This is a genomic window from Sphingobium sp. TomTYG75, assembly GCF_054771635.1.
Genome location: NZ_BSRE01000002.1, coordinates 480,600 through 501,243, shown reverse-complemented (window position 1 = coordinate 501,243; position 20,644 = coordinate 480,600). Strand labels below are relative to the sequence as shown.

Here is a 20,644-nt window from a genome sequence, read left to right as displayed (position 1 = left end):
GGGGAAGGCGCTCTGCCCGCCGCCCGTCGGCTTATCAAGTCCCTAGCGTGCCGCCGTATCGATCAACAGATCAAGCTGCGCCTGGCATCCATGCGCGATCAGCCCCGATGCCGTGCTGTCGATCCCGCCAGCGGGCGCCCCCAGCAGTGCGAAGCGAATGTCGGTGGAACGCCCATCGGCATCCACCCGATAGGTTACGCCATCCTTGACGGGGAGAGCGGCGGGCCATGCCGCCATCGCCTCCCCAGCGGCGAAGCTGGCTGTAGCCTGCGGGCCACCGCCGCTGATGCGGACGGTTGCCGATTTTTTGGCATCGGCACGCCACAGGCGCACGGCGGCGGGATCGGACACGCATAGCGGCCCCGGCTGCGCAACATCGACCAACCACAGATTGGGCCGCTTCGCCACCGCTGACGCGTCCCCCAATGCGCCGCGCACGGCCCCGGTGCGCGCCCGGCGAACCCTTTTCGTATCGAGCAGCGCCGCCATGGTCACATTGGAAGCAGGCACTGTCGCCGCCGCCGTCACGTTGAAACGGCCCGGTCCACGCAGCGTTCGCGTGCCCTTCGCATCGAGCAACGTCACAACATCCCCCGCCTTGAGCAGCAGTGCGCCGCCATCCGCGAGCTTCTTGCCCGGCGCATAGCTGCCCGCCGAGGGTCCCGAAGACCGCACCACCAGGCTGTCGGCCCATGCAGGCGTCCCAGCGCCCAGGGCCACCGCCATCCCGAGCGCCACCGCCCCCTTAGCCCAGACCATAAGTTCCTCCGTCCCCAATATATTCATAGCGATACACCAGATTGGCGAGAGCCGCATCATCCGGATGCTCCTGCGCCACTGCCTTGAGATCGGCCAGCCCTGTCGCCCGCTTCTCCGCATCTTCGGTGTCGAAGGCGGCAAGCGCGGCGCTCAGTCGAGCGCGATCGGCGGTCGCGAAATTCGGCGCTGGTTCAAACAAGTCGACGGGCGTCGACCGACCGCGAAGGCGGACCCGGCCCATCGGCCGCCACCAGTCGAGGCCCGACCGCTCCATTGCTTCTCGCGAAACCAGCACTGACGTTTCCAGCGCCTTGTTCGCCGCTTCAAGCCGCGCCGCCGTGTTCATGCTGTCGCCCAGAGCCGTATATTGAATGCGCCCTTCGCCGCCGAAATTCCCGACGATTGCATCACCATGGTGCAGCCCCACCCGCGTTCGACCGATCGGCGGAACGCCGGGCGGCAGATCTTGCCGGAACGCCTCCCCCGCCTGCCACATGGCATAGGCCGCGAGTGCGGCGTTGCGCCCGTCATCCTCTCGCGCGATCGGCGCGCCCCAGAATGCGACGACCGCATCGCCGACGAATTTGTCGATGGTCCCGCCATGGGCGAGGACGACGTCGCTCAACATGTCCAGATAGCGGTTCAGCAATTGCGCCACCATTTCCGGCGCGATCGCGTGGCTGAGTTTGGTGAAGCCCTCCAGATCGGTGAAGAGGGTGAAGATGGGCCGCTTTTCGCCGTGCAGCGCCAACTTCTCCGGTTCCGCCAGAATCTGCGCGGCGATGTCGCGGGGCAGATATTTGCCCAGCGCCGCCTGCGCGAAGCGGCGCTGTTGCGAATTGACCGCCCGCGCCGCCGCGCTGACGGCCGCAAAGGTGACGACCCAGCCCAGCGCCCACCCGGCGGCGGGCAGCCCCTTGGTATCCCAGCCGCTCGCCTGCAACCAAAGCGGCAAGCCCGCTATGGCCACGGCCTGAAGTCCAAGTGCGGGCACCAGCCAGAACCAACGCAAATCCGCGAGGCTAGTGAGCGCTGCGGCCAGTATGATCAGCGCCGCCGCGATCCACATTACCCAGCCTGGCACCGCAGGCAACAGAGCGCGATCAAGCAACTGCGCCAGCATGGTCGCATGGACTTCCAGCCCGATCATCGTGGACTTCGCCTGCCGTCCGGACAGCGGTGTTTCGAACTGATCGATATCGACGATGTCGCCGCCGATCAGCACATGCCGACCGCGCACCATCGGCGCCAGAGCAGCGGCCATGGAGGGATCGGCGAGCAGGTCGATCTGAAGGCTCGGGATAACCGGTTCTTCCGATCCGTCCGCCTGGGCGCGCGGCATGCGGAAACGAATAGCGCCGCCATAATGCGCAAAGCGTGCCGACGGGTGCATCGCCAGCGACAGCAGCGGTGGCTGGCCCGGCACTGGCTTTGGCCAGCTGCGCGCGACATTGTCGGAATCCGTTTCCAACCGGATGCTCGCGGGCCTGACCCTGGAGGTCCGCGCCTCAGCGATGAACCGGTCCAGATATTGCTGCTGTTCGAAGATGATCTGTTCGCGGTTATCGCCGAAATTGGCATAGCCGAGCCAGACCGGCGTGCGCATCGCATGCAGCGCCGACAATAGCTGCGCGTCTTCATCCTGCGGCTGATCGAACAATATATCGATGCCGATGGAGGTTGCGCCCATCGCGTCCAGATTGCGCAGCGCCCGCGCCAAAAGACCGCGGTCCAGTGGTGAGCGTTTGCGCGTGGCGATCAATGTCTGATCGTCATAGACGACCATCAGGATGCGCTTGTCCTGCTCGACACGGGGCGCGAAAGTGGCCGCGCGCCAATCATACAGGCCACGCTCCGCGTCGGCGGTCGGCATCTCCCGCTCTGAACCGGCGGCGCCCAATGGCTTGGTCCAGTTCCACCCCGCGACGAACAACGCCAGCAGCAATAACAGCGCCGTCCCGGCAAGCCGCCATCGCCCCGCGTCCTGCATGACGCGCGCGCCCCGGCGCAACAGGCCCCGCGCCGCCATCGGAATCAGCGCCGGGCGATCAACGGACGGGCGCCATCGCCTATGACGGCAAAGCCGGACCAGTAGAAGGGATGCGAAGTGTCCGCGTCGTCCATCAGCTGAATCTGGGCCAGACGCAGCGCCTCAGCCACTGGTTGGTCGGGGGCCGCCGCGAACAGCCCGGCCATCAGCCTTTCGGTCGCGCGATATTCTTCGGGCGCAGGCCAATGGCTCGCGATGATGGAACGGCCACCCGCACCGATGAAGGCGCGCACCAATCCGTCGAGCGCTCCGCCGCTGCCCGACAGGCCCGCCGCGCGGGTCGTTTCGGCCCCCGCTGCCCCTGCCGTGTCGCAGGCCGACAATATGACAAGGTCCGCATCCAGCCGCAGATCGAAGATTTCGCCAAATTGCAGCAGGCCGTCAGACCCGGCCTTGGGCGCAAAGCTGGTCAGCAAGGCTGGACGGGCCGGGCATCCCGCGCGCGGCGGCGTGACAAGGCCGTGGGTGGCGAAATGCAGGATACGGAAATGGTTGAGGTCATTGCGCGCCTTGACCGCCTCATCGGTGAAGGCCGCGCCGGTTACGAGTTCGCTGCCCGATGTTCCAACCGCCTGCGCCGCCTGACGCAACTCGTCCGCCGGAATGGGGTGACTCCATTGGGCAGGCGACCAGCTGCAATCGTCACCCTGCCCCGGCAGCGCGCCACGCGTCAGCGCGGCAAGCCTTGGCCCGGCGATCGGCGCATTGTCGCCAAAGCCGATATAGCTTTGCGGTGCGCCCGATGGCGGGGTCAGCCGGGCGTCGCGGAAGGCGCGGGCCGACAAGGCGGTGCTGACCGCATGATCGCGGCCGAGCCAGTCGACGCCACGGAAGTCGAACTCGTCCCCGCCCTTCTCCAGCCGCGCGGCATAGGTATCGACGCCCGGCTGGCTGGCAACCAGCAGGTTGACCGGCAGTTGCAGCATCGCGCCGTCCGGCTCGAAAATCAGATGGCGCGCGGCCTTCAGCCGCTCATCGATCGGGCCGAACAGGTCGAGATAGAGGCTGCGCGCCACCGGCAGGTCGAGCGCATAGGTGGATTGCACACCCGCGACATCGGTCGAAATCGTATCGCGCAACGCCGCGACCTTGCGCGCCAACTCGTGAGCGCTGATTGGCAGGCGGAAGCCCGTTGCCCCTTGCCCGTCTATCCACATGGCGTAGAGGGAATCGCCAAGCTGCGCGAGCTTGTAATAGCCCTCCCCTGCTTTCAACGTTTCGCGCATTTCGCCAAGGGTCAGCGCTTGCGGGCTGACGGCGCGATATTGGGGATAGGCGGCCAGTGCTGTCAGCGTCGCGGCCTGATCGGTCGCCAGCGCGTCAATCTCTGCCTGTCGCCGCGCAATCTCATCCTGGGTCGCGCTGTCGCCCTTGCCCGCTTCACGCAATTGGGCGAGGGCGATGCGGCCGCGCTCTATATCGCGCGAGAGAGATGTCGACTGGCGGAACAGGCGCGCGGCCTCTCCGTCGCCCGCCGACAATTCGCGGCTCAGCAATTCCAGCGTCTCGGCCGCACCGGGACGCACCAGCAATTGCGACGCTTCGAACAGGTCCGCCGCAAGTTCGGGGCGCCGGGGCATTTCGGACGTGAGCAGCGTGAAATAGGGCTGCAACTGGTTCGCCATCGCCGTCAGCGTGCCACGATTGGCCACGGTGGACGTCATGATCGCGCGATAGGTCTTCAACGCCTCATCAGTCCGCCCGCGCCGCACGAGGAACGCGCCCAGCCGGGCACGCGCACCGTTGAGGGCCATCGTTTCGGGATATTGCGCGGCGATCAGGCTGACCGCTTGATTGAGCCGCGCCTCGGCACCGCCATAATCCTGTTCCGCTTCGTGCGTCAGCGCGATCTCGCCCAGCAGTTGCGCGCGCAGCCGGGTGATCGAGGTAACACGGCCATCGCGAACCTGCTGCACATCTTTGAGCGCCTGGGTAAGCACGGTGCGCGCCTCCCCAGGCTTGCCCGACAGGCGCAAGATGGTGCCGCGCAATTGCTGTGCTTGCGCATCGAGTATGGCCGCCCGCTCACGCGGCGTAAGCGCCGTATCCTGCCGCACGCCCAGCGCCCGCGTTTCAGGCGCGCCACTGCTCAATTCCGCCGCCACGTCGCTTGGCAAGGTCACTGCGCCATCCGTGCCAGCGGCCAGCGCCGTCCCACCTTCCACCGGCTGGTCGAGCAAGGCGAGCGCGCCTTGAAGATCGCGCTGATTGAGGTGATGCACCGCTTCGAAATTGCGGCGCAGGCGGAGCTGGACAGCGTCGGCCGTCGGCACGGCGCGAGCCTGGGCAAAAGCGGCATCGGCCTGATCGAACAGGCCAAGGTTGGACAATTGCAAACCGTGGTTCACGAGATATTCATGTTGTCGGTTGGCCCGTTCGGCAGGGCTTAAGGCTTGCGTATCCGGATCACGGGCGAGGCGGTCGGTCAGGCTGTCGAAAAATTCCGCAGCCTCGGCATAATTGCCCGACGCGTTACGACGATAGCCCTCCGCCATCACGGTCTGCGGATCGAGGGTCGCCGCCTGCATCCGGGCAAAGGCCGCCGCATTGCTGACACCGGTCGTAACGATGTCGATCTTGCCCGGCACGGTGCGGCCCAAAGCGACGGTGCGGAGGCCAAGGTCCAGGACCGTGTCATAGGGCGCGAAGCCCTGTGTCACATAAAGCGTTTTGCCCCGTTCGACGGACAGGATGCGGTAAGCGCCCGCTTCGCTGGAGCAATTGCGGACTGTTACCGCACCAATATCGGGCAAGGTCATGCCGCCCGGCGCGCCGCAGTTCACGGAAGATCGGCGCGAGGCCGACAGTCTTTCAAGCAGCGCCCCTTCGCTATCGGCCCCGCTCCGCCGGAGCGCATAGATGCGGCCTACCGGACGCGCGGCGTCACGACATACAACGGCCCAGGCGCGATCGAACATGGTGCGGCTTGCCGGGTCGCCGTTGACGCTCTGCGCCTGACAGAGCGCTCCGCCGCCACTGCCGATGCGAAAGCTGTCCTGCAACAGCGGCCGGTCAAGCTGCGGCTGCGCGGCCAGCGCAGATGACAGGCCCAAAGCGCCCAGCCCGGCCAAGATCCGACAGAAATTCCCTATAGCGCTCAAGGCTATCCCCCCAGCCTCGCCGGATCTGTCCGTGCAAGCCCCCTGTGGCGCGATCCAGCGCGCTCTTCATAGCGCCGCCCCAGCTTGCCGCAAGGTAAAAGAGGGGTGTCGCGCCGATCCGATGCGGCGTTTAAACCAGCATTTCGTGGGAGGTGAGGCTTCGGGTTGCTCATCCTCCCGTGTGAGAAACTGATGCGGACGAAAATGGTGCGCAAGGACGACAGTCGTCCGGACTGTTAAGTTTGTCTTGATTGCGACGTGGGTCTGCTCTCGCCATCCGATAAAATAAATCTAGATTTGACCTATCGCATTGCATATATACATTCAAAGAATGTAATTTGATGTTTTATACATCATTCGAGGGCCAATGATCACTTCTCAGCAAATGCGGGCCGCGAGAGCGTTGCTCGGAATCGATCAGCGCCATCTCGCCGCTTTGGCGAGCGTGTCGCTGCCGACCATTCAGCGCATGGAGGCCTCCGATGGGCAGGTGCGAAGCGTCGTTGATACATTGGTGAAGGTGATCAGCGCGCTCGAAGCGGCAGGGATCGAGATTATCGGCGAGAATGCCCCGAGTAGTGGCGCGGGACGTGGTGTCCGCCTCAGGGAAACAGCGTCCGGCCAGCAACCCAGGCGCGTGCCCTCTGTGCTGTTCGATCAGACGGCCCAAGACGATGGATCGTAACGCGCGGCTTCTCGCCTTCACGCCCAAGCTGATCACGGTCCTGCGCGAGGGCTATTCGGCCGATCGCCTGCGACGCGATTGCATTGCCGGGCTCACGGTCGCGATTGTCGCCCTGCCCCTTGCCATGGCGCTGGCGATCGCGAGTGGAGCGTCTCCTGAGAAGGGGCTCATCACAGCCGTTATAGCCGGTTTCCTGATTTCGGCGCTCGGCGGATCGCGGGTTCAGGTCGGTGGGCCGACAGGCGCCTTTGTCGTCGTCGTTTTCGGCGTCATCGCACAGCACGGCTACGACGGTCTGCTTCTGGCGACGTTGATGGCTGGGCTGATGCTGATCATTGCTGGATATTCGGGTCTGGGCAGTCTCGTCCGCTTCATTCCCCAACCCGTCGTCATCGGATTCACCGCAGGCATCGCCGTCATTATCGCGTCGAGCCAGGTGAAGGATTTTCTCGGCCTGAGGATAGACGGCGGAGTGCCTGCCGATTTCATTCCCAAATGGCAGGCCTATTTCTCTGCGCTTGGCAGCGTTCAGATACTGAGCTTGGCGATTGGCGCCGGGTCGCTTACGCTGATCATCGCCCTGCGCAAATGGGCACCAAGGGCGCCGGGATTCCTGATCGCAGTCATATTGGCAGCAGCGTTGGCGGCGCTGCTCCAGTTGCCGGTGGAAACGATCGGATCGCGATTTCCAAACCTCCCTACCGGCCTTCCCAGCCCCGCTTTACCGGATTTCTCTCTTGCCAAGCTTCAGGCAGTCGTCCCCTCTGCATTCACGATCGCGTTTCTGGCGGGAATCGAGGCACTTCTGTCTGCGGTCGTGGCCGATGGCATGATCGGATCAAGGCATCGATCCAATCAGGAGCTTGTCGGCCAGGGCGTCGCCAACATCGCATCCGCATTGTTCGGTGGCCTGCCAGCGACGGGCGCCATCGCCCGCACAGCGACCAACATCAAGGCGGGCGCCATCACGCCCATCGCTGGCATGATGCATGCGCTGTTCCTGCTGCTGTTCATCCTGTTCGCCTCGGATCTCATGGCCTTCGTGCCGCTGGCAGCGCTCGCGGCCATCCTGTTCATGGTCGCCTGGGGCATGAGCGAACATCATCGCTTCATCCAGCTACTGCGAATGCCCAATGGCGACCGGGGCCTGTTGCTGCTGACCTTCGGCCTCACTGTTCTGGTCGATCTCACCGTGGCGATCGGCGTAGGGGTGACACTGGCTTCGCTGCTGTTCATGATGCGCATGAGTCGCACGGTGGAGATTGCGAACGACAGCGGCAATGGAACGCCGCCACCCGAAGAAAGGGAGGACATCCACCAGCGTGATGCCCTTCCGCCGGGTGTCGAGGTGTTCCGTGTCGATGGACCGGTCTTCTTTGGCGTCGCGAATGAATTGCTTGATACGCTGCGGCGGGTCGGCCCCACGCCGAAGGTCATCATTCTTCGGCTGCGGCAGGTGCCCCTGCTTGATGCAAGCGGCGTGACGGCGATCGAGGAAATCGTCCGGCAGGCGGCCTCCGCCGGGACGCAGATCATCGTTTCAGGCGTTCAGGCACAACCCATGGCGATGCTCAAGCGGGTATCGCTGGGACCGGCGGATCGGCGCGTCATCTTCAGCGATGATTTTCCCGACGCCCTCCGCCTCGCAAGGGCAATCATTCTCGCACCAACTTCCGCAGCCCAGCGGCTCAACTAACCACCAGATCCGGGGATTTGAAATGACCGATACGAACGACGAGTATGTATATGACGAAGCTTCGGGCGAGTGGATCTCCGCGGCGGAGGCTGCTGCCAAGGACCAGCTCGCAGACCGGGTTGAAGTGCATGATTCCGCCGGTAACCTTCTGGCGGACGGCGACAGCGTCATCACGATCAAGGATCTGAAGGTGAAGGGCGCCGGGCAGACGCTGCGCAAAGGCACCGTGATCAAGTCGATCAGGCTGACCGGCGACCCACAGGAAATCGATTGCCGTTATGAGGGCATCAAAGGCCTGGTTCTGCGAGCCGAGTTTGTGCGCAAGCACTGATATGCGGGGGGCCAAAACGCTGGCATGGAGATGGACGGATAATATCGCTCCGAACTTGTAGCTGGGCAGTGCGTCAACCCGCGCGCGCGGCGCGACCTGCGCTCCATCCCATGCGGCCCTTGAGCAGTTCGCACAGTAGGAGAACGCAGGCTGGCATCAGGATCAGGAGAGCCAAATCCGTCAGCTTCAACGGAGCAAAGTCCAGAACCTGGCGCAGGGGTTCCAGCATGAATATCAGCGCACAAGCCAAAAGGACGAGCAGCGCGACATAGCGCAGCGAAACATTGTGTCGCCAGACGGCGCTCGTCAGCGACGTACTGAAGGACCGATTGACCAGCACCAACGCCATGATGGACGTCACCAGCCCGAAGAAAAGGAGCGCTCGCACGCGGCCAGGGTCATAGCCCCAGAGGGTCGCGCCGATATGGAGAGCAAGGAGCAGCGCAAAGGCTATCCCGCCATAAGCGATGCTTGGCAGGACCAGACGTCCGGAAAAGAGGCGTTCTTCCGGATTGCGCGGTGGGCTGCGCATGATACGGTTTTCTTCCCGTTCGGCTTCGAAGACGAGCGCGCAAACCGGATCGATGATCATTTCAAGAAGGGCGATCTGGATTGGCCCCAGCACCAGCGGAAGGTCCAGCAGAAGTGGGGAAACGGCAAGCCCCGCGATCGGCACATGCACGGCGAAGATGAACCCGATGGCTTTGCGGATATTGTCATAGATGCGGCGGCCGAGCCGAATGGCGACGACGATGGCACCGAAATCATCCTCAACCAGGACGATGGCCGCAGCCTCCCGCGCTACATCCGTGCCGCGCTTGCCCATGGCGATGCCGATATGGGCGGCCTTTAGCGCCGGTGCGTCGTTGACGCCGTCACCGGTCATAGCGACCACTTCCCCCGCCGCTTTGAGCGCCGAGACAATTCGCAACTTCTGTTCCGGCATGGTGCGCGCGAAAATGGCCACGTCCTTCACGCGTGCGCAAAGCTCCGCATCGGACATAACCGCGACGTCGCCGCCGGTCATGAGCGCGCCTGCGCCGATCCCCGCCTGTAGCGCAATAGCCTGCGCGGTGGCGGGGTAGTCGCCGGTTATCATGACCACCCGGATCCCGGCCGTGCGGCATTGGGCCACGGCTTCCGGAACCCCCGCCCGCAGCGGATCGGACAAGCCGATCAGCCCGAGAAGACTGAACGCGTGCGCTTCATGCCCTATCCCGACATTTGGCTCCGCTATATTGGCAGAAGCCACGCCCAGAACGCGCATCCCGCGAGCCGCCATGACCTGAACCGCCCGCTCAAGGGCCGAACGAGCCCCTTCGTCCAGTCGACACAGACGCGCGATCGCTTCCGGTGCGCCCTTCGCGGCAACAAGCAATGGCTCCCCGGCGTTCGCGGGCCGCCAGACATTGGACATTGCCAGGAGGTCCGGCTGAAGACCATTGGTGTGGACCAGGAGCCAGTCTTCGCGGGCGGGAACCCGGACATCCCGAGCAGCGGTGTGGAATGCCACCTCCATCGGATCGACCGGCACGGGAGCGCTCGCCAGGGCGGCCGCGCTGATCAGGTCATGGAATTGCGCTTGCGGTAATCCCTCGCCAAGAACCGCCGCCTCACCTGACGGCAGCCACAATTCAGTGACGGTCATCCGGTTCTGGGTCAGTGTCCCGGTCTTGTCCGTGCACAGGACCGTGGCCGCACCCAGAGCCTCTATCGCGGAGGCCCGTCGGGTGAGCACGCCGACCTGTGCAATACGCCATGCGCCCATGGCCAGGAATATGGTGAGGACCACCGGAAACTCTTCAGGCAGCAACGACATCGCCGTCGCGATCCCGGCCAGCAGCGCGGCCATCCAGTCGCCCCTCAGCCATCCGTACAGCAGGACCACCAGCAGCGCGACGGCGACCCCGCCGACCGCGCACAGGCTGACCATTCGGGTGGTTTCCTTGTGAAGATGCGGCGCTTCTGTCTCCAATGTTTCGAGGAACCGTCCGATCTGGCCAATGCGGCTGTGCGTGCCGGTAGCCGTCACCCGTGCGATGCCCCCGCCGTGCGTCACGATCGCTCCAGAAAAGAGATGAGGGGTATCGTCGCCCCCCGGCTCCGCCTGTTCAGCATCCCCGGCGAGCCCAGGCCGCTTGCGAACCGGCACAGCCTCGCCGGTCAGCAGCGACTCGTCTGCTTCAAGCTCGCGGGCCTCCACCACCAGCGCATCCGCCGCGATCCGGTCCCCCGCTTCCAACACCAGGATGTCGCCATTTACTACCTCACGACCGGGGATGCGCAGGGTTTCCCCGTCGCGAACCACCAAGGCACGCGGTGCCGAGAGGTCTCGCAGTGCCTCAAGCGTGCGTTCCGTGCGCGCCTCCTGCACGATCGTGATGATGATCGACAAGCCAGCAAAGCCGAGCAGGATCAGCGCCTCAGTGCGGTCGCCGAGCAGCAGATAGACAACGCCCGCCGCGAGCAGCATGGCGAACATCGGCTCCCGCAGCACCTCCATCGCGATGCGCAGGGGCGTCCGTCGGTTTGGCCGGGGCAATTCGTTGGGGCCATCCTCCGCCAGCCGCTCGCGCGCCTGTGACGCGGAGAGGCCGACAAGATCAAGCTGTCCCCCCGAAGACCATTTAAGGCTATCTGGAATCGGGGCCGACACTCAGCAGCGTCCGCACATCATGCAGCCGAGGATTTCTGCCTGGCCTCCGCTACGGCAACTATTTTCAGGGTAGCAACGAAGCTGTCAGGGTTGAGGGAGATGCTATCGATGCCCTCGCGCACAAGGAACTCGGCGAATTCGGGATAGTTGCTCGGCGCCTGCCCGCATATTCCTACCTTTACGCCAGCCTTTCGCGCGCGAGCAATGAGGTCTGCGATCATCTGCATTACCGCCGGATCGCGCTCATCGAACAGCGGGGCGAGCAGATCGGAATCACGATCGACGCCAAGGACGAGTTGCGTCAGATCATTGGAGCCGATCGAAAAGCCGTCGAAGCGGGCGGCAAACTGTTCAGCGAGGACGACATTCGCAGGGATTTCCGCCATCATGTAGAGCTGCAACCCCCGCTCGCCTCGCATCAGCCCATGCCGCGACATTTCGGTGATGACCTTGTCCGCTTCGGCCAGCGTCCGGCAGAAGGGGATCATGACAATGACATTCTCAAAGCCGATCGTTTCCCGCACGAAGCGGATGGCGCGGCATTCCAGCGCGAAGCCGTCGCGATAGCGTTCATGATAATAGCGCGACGCACCCCGGAAACCGAGCATAGGATTTTCTTCATGCGGCTCGAACGCGCCGCCGCCCAGCAGATGGGCATATTCATTGGTTTTGAAGTCGGATAGGCGCACGATCACCGGATGCGGATGATGCGCGGCGGCGATTTTCCCAATGCCCCGCCCCAATGTCTCGATGAAATAATCGCGGGGATTGGCGTAGCTGCGGGTCAGGTTTTCAATCTCGCGGCGCTCGGCGATGTCCGTCACCTGATCGGGGTGGGCAAGCGCCATCGGATGCACACGGATGAGATTGCTGATGATGAATTCCATCCGGGCCAGGCCTACGCCATGAGATGGGAGCCGCCACCAGCGGAAGGCTTTGGCGGGACTGGCGACGTTCAGCATCAACTGCGTCTGCGTCGCAGGCAGGCTGGCCGTATCCACTTCTTCGCCTGTGAAGGGCAACCGGCCGGGATAGACCTGACCCCGGTCGCCTTCGGCGCAGGAGAGCGTTATTTCCTGGCCCGCCGCGATGCGGCTCGTCGCGTCGCCGGTTCCCACGACCGCAGGGACGCCCAGTTCGCGGCTGACAATGGCCGCATGGCTGGTCGGGCCACCGTGATCCGTGACGATGCCCGCCGCGCGCCGCATGACGGGCACCCAATCAGGATCGGTGTTGTCGGTGACGAGGATGGCTCCATCGACAAAGCTCGCTATGTCATCGGTGCTGCGAATGATGCAGGCCGAACCAGCAGCGATCGCGTCGCCGACAGCTGCGCCCGTGGCGAGCGGCGCGGGCGCCTTGGCCGTCAGCCGCCAGGTTTTGAGCGCGGTGGCGGATCGCGCGCCATGCACGGTTTCCGGTCGCGCCTGCACGATGAAGAGCTTGCCGCTCTCTCCATCCTTGGCCCATTCCATGTCCATCGCGCAGCCATAATGCTGCTCGATCAGCACGGCCCAACGCGCCAATTCCAGTATCTCCTCGTCTTCCAGAACATGATGCTCGCGCTCGTGACGGCTGCAGTCGACCAGTTCGGTACGCGCGCTGCCGCCCGTCGCGTAGACCAGCTTCTGCGCCTTGGCCCCGATCCGCTTCTCCACGATCGGTTTCAGTCGCCCGTCCGAGAGGAAAGGCTTGAACACCAGATAGCTGTCGGGATCGACGCGGCCCTGCACCACGGTCTCGCCCAGGCCCCAGGCCGCGCTGATGACGGCGACGCGCGGAAATCCGGTCTCCGTGTCGATCGAGAACATGACGCCCGACCCGGCCAGATCGGATCGCACCATGATCTGGATGCCGATGGAAAGCGCGATCCGCAGATGGTCGAAACCCTTGGCCTCGCGGTAGGCAATCGCCCGGTCGGTGAAGAGCGAGGCGAAACAACGCCGACATGCGTCGAGCAAGGCGCGCTCGCCAACGACGTTGAGAAAACTCTCCTGTTGCCCAGCAAAACTGGCGTCCGGCAGGTCCTCGGCTGTCGCGCTGGATCGCACTGCGACAGCGACTTCGTGCTTGCAGGCATTGCGCGATAAATCGCGATAAGCGGAGATAATGGGTTCGGCGATTTGCGGCGGCAGTTCCGCATCCAGAAACAGGCGGCGGGCTGCCTCACCCGCTTCATGAAGCGGCATCGTCCCGTTCCGATACTGCGCCACGATGGCAGCGAGTCGATCCCCAATGCGGTTATGGTCGATGAACGCCCAATAGGCCCACGCCGTTGTTGCAAAGCCCGGCGGAACCTGCACGCCTGCCTTGCCGAGTATGGCGACCATCTCGCCAAGAGAGGCGTTCTTGCCACCCACGCGCCCGACATCGGCGCGTCCGAGCGCATCGAACCAGACGATCACGTCATCCTTGACGGGCGGGGGCGCAGCTAGCGTTTCGGTGGTCATGGGGCGGGAGTTTGCAGAGGCCATGCCATAAGGAACATTGGGAATGATACGGATGACAGGCATGGAGGCCGCCTCATCCGTATAACTACGGACTGCCTCTCTCCTTCTTTGGCCTATTGAGGTATGATCGGGAAAAAGATGAGCGGGAGAGGTTCGCGTGAGTTCAGCGTTGACTCTGACATTCCACGGCGCGGCAGGCACGGTCACGGGCTCTTGCATGGAATTACGGCTGGGCGACCGAGCCATCCTTGTCGACTGCGGGCTGTTCCAGGGATCGCGCACGCTTGAGACCTTGAACCACGGCGCCTTCAGCTTCGACCCCGCCAAGATCGACGCGGTCGTGCTGACCCATGCCCATATCGATCATTGCGGCCTTCTGCCCAAAATGGCGGCGCAGGGTTATAAGAGGCCAATCTGGTGCACGCCCGCCACCTCCGACCTGCTGGAATATATGCTGGCGGATGCAGGCAGGATTCAGGAAAGCGAGGCGGATCGCCGCAATCGGCGCCGCGATCGCGCGGGCGAGAGCCTGTTTGAGCCCCTCTACACCGAAGAGGATGCGCTGGATGCGTGGCGGCTCAGCCATCCGGTGCCGCTGGGCGACTGGTTCGATCCGGCGCCCGGATTTCGCGCGCGCTTCTGGAATGCCGGGCATATATTGGGCGCGGCGTCCGTGGAAATCGAGGCAGCGGGCGTGCGCCTGCTGATGTCGGGAGACCTGGGGCCGGTCAACAAAGCCTTCCATCCCGACCCGCAAGCGCCGACCGGCGTCGATCATGTGGTCTGCGAAGCGACCTATGGCGATCGCGCGCGGGATAAATTCACGATCGAGCAGCGCCGCAGTCAACTTGAGGCCGAGATCAAGGATGCCTTGAGCCGCGGCGGCAATCTCGTGATCCCCAGCTTTGCGCTCGAGCGAACGCAGGAAATGCTCCTCGACCTTGCCAAGCTGGCCGATGCCAACCGGATTCCTAACGTCCCGATCTTCGTGGACTCGCCGCTCGCCAGCCGGGCGACCAAGGTGTTCGCGGCTCATGCCTCGGAGTTGGAGGATACGGGCGGCGAAGATATTTTCCGTCATCCCTCGATCCATTATGTCGAGGATGTCGCGGAATCCGTTCGGCTCAACACCATGTCGGGTGCGATCATCATGGCGGCATCGGGCATGTGCGAGGCAGGCCGCATCCGCCATCATCTGAAGCATAATCTCTTCCGGCGGGAATCGACTGTCCTGTTCGTGGGCTTTCAGGCGAAGGGCACGCTTGGCCGGGTCCTTCTCGACGGCGCGCAGCGTGTGCGTATCTCCGGCGAGGATGTTAATGTGCGCGCGCGCATTCGGCGGATCGACAGCTATTCCGCCCATGCCGACCGCGACGAACTGCACAGCTGGATCAGTGGGCGCCGACCGATAACCGGCAGCCTTTTCCTCGATCATGGCGAACCCGAAGCGGTGGCAGCGTTGCGGACCCTCGTTCAGGCAGACGATCCCGCCACAAATATCGTCGCGCCGCAGATCGGCGAGGTCTATGCGCTTGAGCCGGGAACGCAGGCGAAGCGCATCCAGACAGGTCGCGTGGACATGGAACAGCTTAGCGGGCCGGATTGGCAGAATGACTATGCCGACTTTATCACCCATCTCAAACAGCATCTTGGCCGCATCAGGAACGAGCGAGCGCGCCGCGAGGCCCTCGCCCAAATGCGGCGCATACTCGATGGATATGAGGAGGCGAGACATCGCCATTCGTGAAGATGGAGGTTCCGATGCCCCGAGTTGCTCCTTCTCCTATCCGGCATGCAGTGGTGCTCGCGCACCCTGATCCCCATAGCTTCAACGCCGCCATCGCCCATGCTTATTGCCAGGCTGTGGAGGCTGCGGGGCAACAGTCTATCCTGCGCGACCTGTACGCCATGAATTTCGACCCGGTGCTGAAGAATGGCGAACGGCCTGATCGCAAGGGCTATCACCTGTCGCCCGACGTAACGGCGGAACTGGACATATTGCGCGGCGCCAATGTGGTCGTTTTCGTCTTTCCTATCTGGTTCGGCATGCCGCCAGCCATGCTTGTCGGTTATATCGATCGCGTTCTGGGCGCGGGAACGACTGTGCGTCAGGTTCAGGACAAGTCGGGTGAAGGACTGCTCGGCAGAGGTCATCTCTGCGCCATCACGACCTCTGGTGCTTCGGAGGACTGGCTTGACTCCCAGGGGCAGACAGAGGCGCTTCGCGCGCTTTCGGGCACCTACCTCTTCCGCGCCTTTGCGATGCAATCATCCGAGGCGCTGCATATTGGGGACGTGGTAGAGAGCGCGGATGCCGCTTTTTTCGAGGGCCAACTCCAGCGGGTCCGCGATCGCGCCGCCAGCATCTGTGCGCGCGTGGCCGAGGAACTTTTTGGAACACCCCTGCCCCCACGCACGAGCGACGGCAGCTGAAAATTCCCGATGGGCGAACGGCAACGACATGAGGTGGGCAGGCCATGCTGACGATCAAGCGTCTCGCGATCGACACTTATCCGGAAAACACCGCCTTTCTCCTGCGCCAAAGCAACGGCTATTCCGCCGAACAATTTCAGGCGCTGCGCAAGATACGGGTCAGCGGGGACAGTGCCGAAATCCTCGCGACGCTGGCGCTCGTGGATGAGCCGACACTGCTGAAGCCGGGAGAGATTGGCCTGGGCGAGCAGGCGTTCAGGCGGCTCGACCTGCCCGAAGGTTCGCCCGTGGCGATCGCACAGGCAATGCCCCCCGCCAGCCTGGAATTTGTCCGTCGCAAGATCGACGGCGACACCCTGCAGGATGACGAGATTTCAGCCATCATCCGGGACATCGCCGCGCATCGCTATTCCCCTATGGAAATCGGCGCGTTCCTGGTCGCCTGCGCCAGCTTCATGAGCACGCAGGAAACGCTGGCGGTCACCTGCGCGATGGCCGATGTCGGCAACCGTTTCGACTGGAAAGCCCCGCTCGTGGTGGACAAGCATTGCATCGGCGGCATTCCGGGCAACCGCACATCGATGATCGTGGTGCCGATCGTAGCGGCCCACGGCCTCATCATGCCCAAAACCTCGTCACGCGCGATCACCTCTCCATCCGGCACGGCCGACACGATGGAAGTGCTCGCCAATGTCGACATGTGCGAAGCGGACATGCGGGCTATCGTCGCCCGGGAAAAGGCGGTGCTGGCATGGGGCGGCCGGGTGAACCTGTCGCCAGCGGACGATGTGCTGATCTCGGTCGAGCGGCCCTTGCGGATCGACACGTTCGACCAGATGGTCGCGTCCATCCTGTCCAAGAAACTGGCGGCGGGTTCCACGCATCTGGTGCTCGACATACCCGTCGGCCCAACCGCGAAGGTCCGCACGCAGGATGATGCAGTCAGGCTGCGCAAACTGTTCGAACATGTCGCCGACAAGATCGGTCTCGTGATCGATATCGTGACCACGGACGGATCCCAGCCCGTCGGGCGCGGAGTCGGCCCGGTGCTTGAGGCACGCGATGTCATGGCCGTGCTGCGCAACGACGGCGATGCTCCGCCGGACCTTCGCGAACATGCCCTGTTTCTGGCCGGACGAGTGCTCGATTTCGATCCCGCGCTGCGAGGTGGCAGAGGCTATGCACGGGCGATGGAACTGCTCGCCTCGGGCGAAGCACTTGCGGCGATGGAACGGCTGATCGAGGCACAGGGGCGACAGACGGCCAAACATGCGCCGGGCGAGCATGTTCACGAGATTCAGGCCCCCCATGACGGACGGGTGCAGGCGATTGATTGCCATCGCATAGCGCGCATCGCCCGGCTTGCCGGTGCACCGATGGACAAGGGCGCGGGCATCGACCTGCTGCACAAGGTGGGCAGCGATGTCCGCAAGGGGCAAGCGCTTTACCGTATCCATGCCCAGTCGCGAACCGGTCTCGGCTTCGCGCGCGATCTGGCGATGGAAGATTCAGGATATGAGGTCGCTCGATGAGCGCGGTCCTCTTCGCCTTCGACGATGGCATGGCACCGGCCCGCAGGCTGGGGTCACTGTTGGACACGCCGACGATCGCCGTCGAGGTTCACCGATTTCCCGACCGGGAATGCCTGATCCGTGTACCGACACCCGCTCGAACCGCCATTTTCTATCGCTCACTTAACGATCCCGACCACAAGATCATCGAACTGCTGCTGGCGGCCTCGGCGGCGCGCGATCAGGGCGCGGAGCGCGTCATCCTTGTCGCGCCTTACCTTGCCTACATGCGGCAGGACAAAGCCTTCCGCGCCGGAGAAGCCGTCAGCCAGAAAGTCATCGGCGGCCTGATAGCCGACCATTTCGACGGGCTGGTGACGGTCGACCCTCATCTCCATCGCATAGCCGCCCTGAGCGAGGTCATTCCCGATATCCCTGCGATCTGCCTATCCGCCGCGCCGCTTCTCGCTACCCTGATCGACGCGCGGGATGATCCCGTCATCATCGGGCCGGACAGTGAATCCCGTCAGTGGACCGAAGCTATCGCAGCACCGCTGGGCCTCAGCATGCTGGTGGCGACAAAGCAAAGGCTGGGCGACAGGCAGGTCAGGCTTGCCATCCCCGACATCGAAAAGGTTCGTGGCCGCCGCGCCCTATTGGTGGACGACATGATTGCCAGCGGGCGGACGTTGATCGAGGCGGCGCGGCTTCTGCTCGACACAGGCGCGTCATCGGTTGAAGCGATCGTGACACATTGCCTGGCGAGCGCCGACGATCTTGCGATCATGAAGGCAGAGGGCATCGCGCCTATCTTCAGCAGCGACAGTATCGATGGGCCTACGAACAAGGCCCCTCTCGCGCCCCTGATCGGCGCCGCGTTGCGCGATAACGGGCTGGTCTAGATCATCTATCCACGAGGAAGCGCAGAATGTCAGCGCGGCTGAGCAGGCCGACCAGCTTGCCGTTCGATGTGACTGGCAGACGCTTCACTGCCCGCCCTTCCATGATGGCAATCGCTTCCTCCAGCGATTCACCTCCATCAACGGTGATCGGCTGCGTCGACATGATCTCGGCAACTGTCATAGAGGCCAGCGAGCGTGCCCGCTCCTCCGCCTCGGCGCTAACCAGGGCATCGAGCCGGAAAGGCCCAAGGTCTTGCCGGAAAAAATCTCCCTCCGTGACGATGCCCACCAGACGTTCCTCCTCGTCAAGGACCGGGAGAGCGCTGATCCGGTGATCGGACATGCACTTGATGGCAGCTGCCAAGGAACTTGTAGCCGTGGTCGTGGCCGCTCCCAAAGTCATGATGTCGCTGGCCTTCATGGCAGTCATCCTTCTTCCTTATGGCAGGGACTACGCTTGGGCGTCGGCCCGGCATGTTTCCTGTGATGGCGCAATGGACGGCACGAGGGCGAACAAGCGCTCGACATCCTCGCGATGGCAGAGGTCAGTGCCGGGCGTCAGGACCGCCGCTCCACCTGCGGCAATTCCGTAACGGAATGCCTCGACGGGATCACGCTCACAGCCGAGTGCGAAAACCATTGCCGCCAGGAAACTGTCGCCAGCCCCCACCGCGCTCCTGGTTTCCACAGGGACGGCAGGCAATCGCCAGGTCCCTGAGCGACTAGCCAGTATCGCGCCATCGCGACCCATCGTCACGGCGACATATTCCGCCTTGCCGCCATCCACGATCTCCTGCGCGGCGGCGCAGATTTCGCTTTCCTCCATCAACGCTCGGCCAACCAGTTGCCGCAACTCACCGATGCTCGGTTTGACAAGATAGAGGCCCCCGCCGCTGACCGCCTCTTGCAGCGCCTTGCCTGAAGTGTCGAGGATGAGGCGCATGCCGTGGCGTTGCGCCAGCTGACACACTCGACTGTAGAAATCGTCCGGCACGCCGGGAGGCAGCGATCCGCTGGCGACAAGGAAGTCAGCCTGCGGACCATCGAGATGATGCAGGGCGGCTTGCCATTCCTCGGCCGTCAGCTCTGGCCCCTGTGGCACGACACGATATTCCTTACCCGTCTCCCGCTCATAGATGGATGTGCTGATGCGAGTGTCGCCTGCAATGGGTATGCGGAACCGGACCAGCCCATGCTGATCCAGCAGCCCGTCGAGCGTAGGTCCGGTTGCTCCACCGGACAGATAATAAGCGCGCGCCGTGCCGCCCAGCCGCGCAATCACCCGAGCCACGTTGATGCCACCCCCGCCCGGATCATAATGTTCCTGGCGCGCCCGCATCTTGCGGGTGTGAAAGACCCGATCCGCCTCATAGGCGACATCGATGGCCGGATTCATCGTGAGCGTGACGATCCTCTTCATGCCCGTGAGGCTATGCGCCCCTCCCGACGGCTGGAATAAGTATATGTCCCGATGGGCGACGCATCCGGGACGTGGGAAATAGGCTTCTCCATCTTGTCAGTTGAAGGAGCATCGCAATGCGAACACTTCCGCTATTGGCCGCTGTGCTGGTCATCAGCGCGTGCAAACCGGCGAACGAGACGGAAGCGCCCGCGCCCCAGACGAATGGTTCGACGATGAACTATGTCGAAGAGATCGCGGCATTGCCCAAAGAGGCCCGGGATGCGGCGTTTTTCCGTGCCATCCGGGATGCTGGCCTGCCTTGCCAGCAAGTAATCGACAGCGGCCCGATGCCCGGAACCACCGCGCCGTCCGCCGCCTGGAGGGCGCAATGCGAGGATAAGGCTTATCATCTTATCCAGATCCAGCCCGACGGATCGGCCGTGGTCGCCAGCCGGACCAGTCCTTGAGGCCGGATCATGCGCTCCAGGCCCACCGGAGAGTAACCATGACGCAACGGGACAGACCCGCGACACGTCTATGGCTGATATTGGCCATAGTCGCAGCCGCGTTGATCCTTACCTTCCTGGCCGCCCAATTGATCAGCGGAGAATGGCTATGGATCATCCTGAACGGGCTATTGCAGCACGAACTGGGCTGAATTTGGCCCA

Annotated in this window: 16 protein-coding genes; 9 read left to right on the top strand and 7 right to left on the bottom strand. The window is 63.6% G+C overall.

Annotated elements, in window-relative coordinates:
- Positions 1-42: 42 nt before the first annotated feature.
- Genes ACYU81_RS15980 through ACYU81_RS15970 form a run of 3 tightly spaced genes read right to left on the bottom strand, consistent with a single transcriptional unit; the run spans position 43 to position 5,880 of the window.
- Entirely contained in the window at positions 43-759 is a 717-nt protein-coding gene (locus tag ACYU81_RS15980; protein ID WP_460988594.1) for a hypothetical protein, read from the bottom strand.
- Complete coding sequence (locus ACYU81_RS15975; RefSeq protein WP_460988593.1) at positions 746-2,788, bottom strand: CHASE2 domain-containing protein; 2,043 nt, start codon at positions 2,786-2,788, stop codon at positions 746-748. Before ACYU81_RS15975 ends, ACYU81_RS15980 begins: the two co-directional genes overlap by 14 nt.
- 5 nt (positions 2,789-2,793) lie before the next feature.
- Positions 2,794-5,880 carry a CHAT domain-containing protein gene (locus tag ACYU81_RS15970; protein ID WP_460988591.1) on the bottom strand — a complete coding sequence of 1,029 codons (3,087 nt, stop codon included), beginning with the start codon at positions 5,878-5,880 and terminating at the stop codon, positions 2,794-2,796.
- A gap of 397 nt (positions 5,881-6,277) precedes the next feature.
- Here ACYU81_RS15970 and ACYU81_RS15965 point away from each other — a divergent pair, with 397 nt between their 5' ends.
- The 3 genes from ACYU81_RS15965 to ACYU81_RS15955 are packed head-to-tail and all read left to right on the top strand — an operon-like array spanning position 6,278 to position 8,622.
- The gene (locus tag ACYU81_RS15965; RefSeq protein ID WP_460988590.1) at positions 6,278-6,595 is read left to right on the top strand and encodes a helix-turn-helix domain-containing protein; all 318 of its coding nucleotides are present in this window, start codon (positions 6,278-6,280) and stop codon (positions 6,593-6,595) included.
- A complete protein-coding gene (locus ACYU81_RS15960; protein ID WP_460988589.1) occupies positions 6,585-8,291 on the top strand; it encodes a SulP family inorganic anion transporter in 1,707 nt (568 codons plus the stop codon). Before ACYU81_RS15965 ends, ACYU81_RS15960 begins: the two co-directional genes overlap by 11 nt.
- Positions 8,292-8,313: 22 nt before the next feature.
- Positions 8,314-8,622 (top strand): alkylphosphonate utilization protein, encoded by a 309-nt coding sequence (locus ACYU81_RS15955; RefSeq protein WP_449469547.1) that lies wholly within the window; start codon positions 8,314-8,316, stop codon positions 8,620-8,622.
- 73 nt (positions 8,623-8,695) lie between these two features.
- Here the strand turns inward: ACYU81_RS15955 and ACYU81_RS15950 are convergent, their stop codons facing one another.
- Both ACYU81_RS15950 and ppsA read right to left on the bottom strand, forming a co-directional pair.
- Positions 8,696-11,278: a cation-translocating P-type ATPase gene (locus tag ACYU81_RS15950; protein ID WP_460988588.1), complete on the bottom strand. Its 2,583-nt coding sequence runs from the start codon at positions 11,276-11,278 to the stop codon at positions 8,696-8,698.
- A 17-nt stretch (positions 11,279-11,295) separates the two neighbouring features.
- Positions 11,296-13,728 (bottom strand): phosphoenolpyruvate synthase, encoded by a 2,433-nt coding sequence (gene ppsA / locus ACYU81_RS15945; protein ID WP_460989117.1) that lies wholly within the window; start codon positions 13,726-13,728, stop codon positions 11,296-11,298.
- Positions 13,729-13,885: 157 nt separating this feature from the next.
- Between ppsA and ACYU81_RS15940 the strand changes: the two genes are divergently transcribed.
- The 4 genes from ACYU81_RS15940 to ACYU81_RS15925 are packed head-to-tail and all read left to right on the top strand — an operon-like array spanning position 13,886 to position 18,574.
- On the top strand, positions 13,886-15,475 hold the full coding sequence (locus ACYU81_RS15940; RefSeq protein WP_460988587.1) for an MBL fold metallo-hydrolase: 1,590 nt from the start codon (positions 13,886-13,888) through the stop codon (positions 15,473-15,475).
- 14 nt (positions 15,476-15,489) lie between these two features.
- Positions 15,490-16,161, top strand: a complete 672-nt coding sequence (locus ACYU81_RS15935) for an NAD(P)H-dependent oxidoreductase (protein ID WP_460988586.1) — start codon at positions 15,490-15,492, stop codon at positions 16,159-16,161.
- 44 nt (positions 16,162-16,205) lie between these two features.
- Positions 16,206-17,693 carry a thymidine phosphorylase family protein gene (locus tag ACYU81_RS15930; protein WP_460988585.1) on the top strand — a complete coding sequence of 496 codons (1,488 nt, stop codon included), beginning with the start codon at positions 16,206-16,208 and terminating at the stop codon, positions 17,691-17,693.
- Positions 17,690-18,574 (top strand): ribose-phosphate diphosphokinase, encoded by an 885-nt coding sequence (locus tag ACYU81_RS15925; protein ID WP_460988584.1) that lies wholly within the window; start codon positions 17,690-17,692, stop codon positions 18,572-18,574. The genes ACYU81_RS15930 and ACYU81_RS15925 overlap by 4 nt, the downstream gene beginning before the upstream one ends.
- A gap of 1 nt (position 18,575) precedes the next feature.
- On the opposite strand, the gene ACYU81_RS15920 is transcribed toward ACYU81_RS15925, so the two are convergent.
- Together ACYU81_RS15920 and ACYU81_RS15915 are read right to left on the bottom strand one after the other, a co-directional pair.
- Positions 18,576-19,004, bottom strand: a complete 429-nt coding sequence (locus ACYU81_RS15920; RefSeq protein WP_460988583.1) for a CBS domain-containing protein — start codon at positions 19,002-19,004, stop codon at positions 18,576-18,578.
- Between the two features lie 21 nt (positions 19,005-19,025).
- A complete protein-coding gene (locus ACYU81_RS15915; RefSeq protein WP_460988582.1) occupies positions 19,026-19,994 on the bottom strand; it encodes a 1-phosphofructokinase family hexose kinase in 969 nt (322 codons plus the stop codon).
- 116 nt (positions 19,995-20,110) lie between these two features.
- On the opposite strand from ACYU81_RS15915, the gene ACYU81_RS15910 reads away from it, so the two are divergent.
- Together ACYU81_RS15910 and ACYU81_RS15905 are read left to right on the top strand one after the other, a co-directional pair.
- Positions 20,111-20,443 carry a hypothetical protein gene (locus ACYU81_RS15910; protein ID WP_460988581.1) on the top strand — a complete coding sequence of 111 codons (333 nt, stop codon included), beginning with the start codon at positions 20,111-20,113 and terminating at the stop codon, positions 20,441-20,443.
- A gap of 38 nt (positions 20,444-20,481) precedes the next feature.
- Positions 20,482-20,634 (top strand): hypothetical protein, encoded by a 153-nt coding sequence (locus tag ACYU81_RS15905; protein WP_460988580.1) that lies wholly within the window; start codon positions 20,482-20,484, stop codon positions 20,632-20,634.
- Positions 20,635-20,644: the final 10 nt, after the last annotated feature.

Coding starts and splice junctions, on each gene's coding strand:
- ACYU81_RS15920 (WP_460988583.1), bottom strand. CDS start 19,004: ATGACTGCCATGAAGGCCAGCGACATCATGACTTTGGGAGCGGCCACG.
- ACYU81_RS15925 (WP_460988584.1), top strand. CDS start 17,690: ATGAGCGCGGTCCTCTTCGCCTTCGACGATGGCATGGCACCGGCCCGC.
- ACYU81_RS15960 (WP_460988589.1), top strand. CDS start 6,585: ATGGATCGTAACGCGCGGCTTCTCGCCTTCACGCCCAAGCTGATCACG.
- ACYU81_RS15930 (WP_460988585.1), top strand. CDS start 16,206: ATGCTGACGATCAAGCGTCTCGCGATCGACACTTATCCGGAAAACACC.
- ACYU81_RS15980 (WP_460988594.1), bottom strand. CDS start 759: ATGGTCTGGGCTAAGGGGGCGGTGGCGCTCGGGATGGCGGTGGCCCTG.
- ACYU81_RS15910 (WP_460988581.1), top strand. CDS start 20,111: ATGCGAACACTTCCGCTATTGGCCGCTGTGCTGGTCATCAGCGCGTGC.
- ACYU81_RS15975 (WP_460988593.1), bottom strand. CDS start 2,788: ATGGCGGCGCGGGGCCTGTTGCGCCGGGGCGCGCGCGTCATGCAGGAC.
- ACYU81_RS15955 (WP_449469547.1), top strand. CDS start 8,314: ATGACCGATACGAACGACGAGTATGTATATGACGAAGCTTCGGGCGAG.
- ACYU81_RS15965 (WP_460988590.1), top strand. CDS start 6,278: ATGATCACTTCTCAGCAAATGCGGGCCGCGAGAGCGTTGCTCGGAATC.
- ACYU81_RS15915 (WP_460988582.1), bottom strand. CDS start 19,994: ATGAAGAGGATCGTCACGCTCACGATGAATCCGGCCATCGATGTCGCC.
- ppsA (WP_460989117.1), bottom strand. CDS start 13,728: ATGACCACCGAAACGCTAGCTGCGCCCCCGCCCGTCAAGGATGACGTG.
- ACYU81_RS15905 (WP_460988580.1), top strand. CDS start 20,482: ATGACGCAACGGGACAGACCCGCGACACGTCTATGGCTGATATTGGCC.
- ACYU81_RS15935 (WP_460988586.1), top strand. CDS start 15,490: ATGCCCCGAGTTGCTCCTTCTCCTATCCGGCATGCAGTGGTGCTCGCG.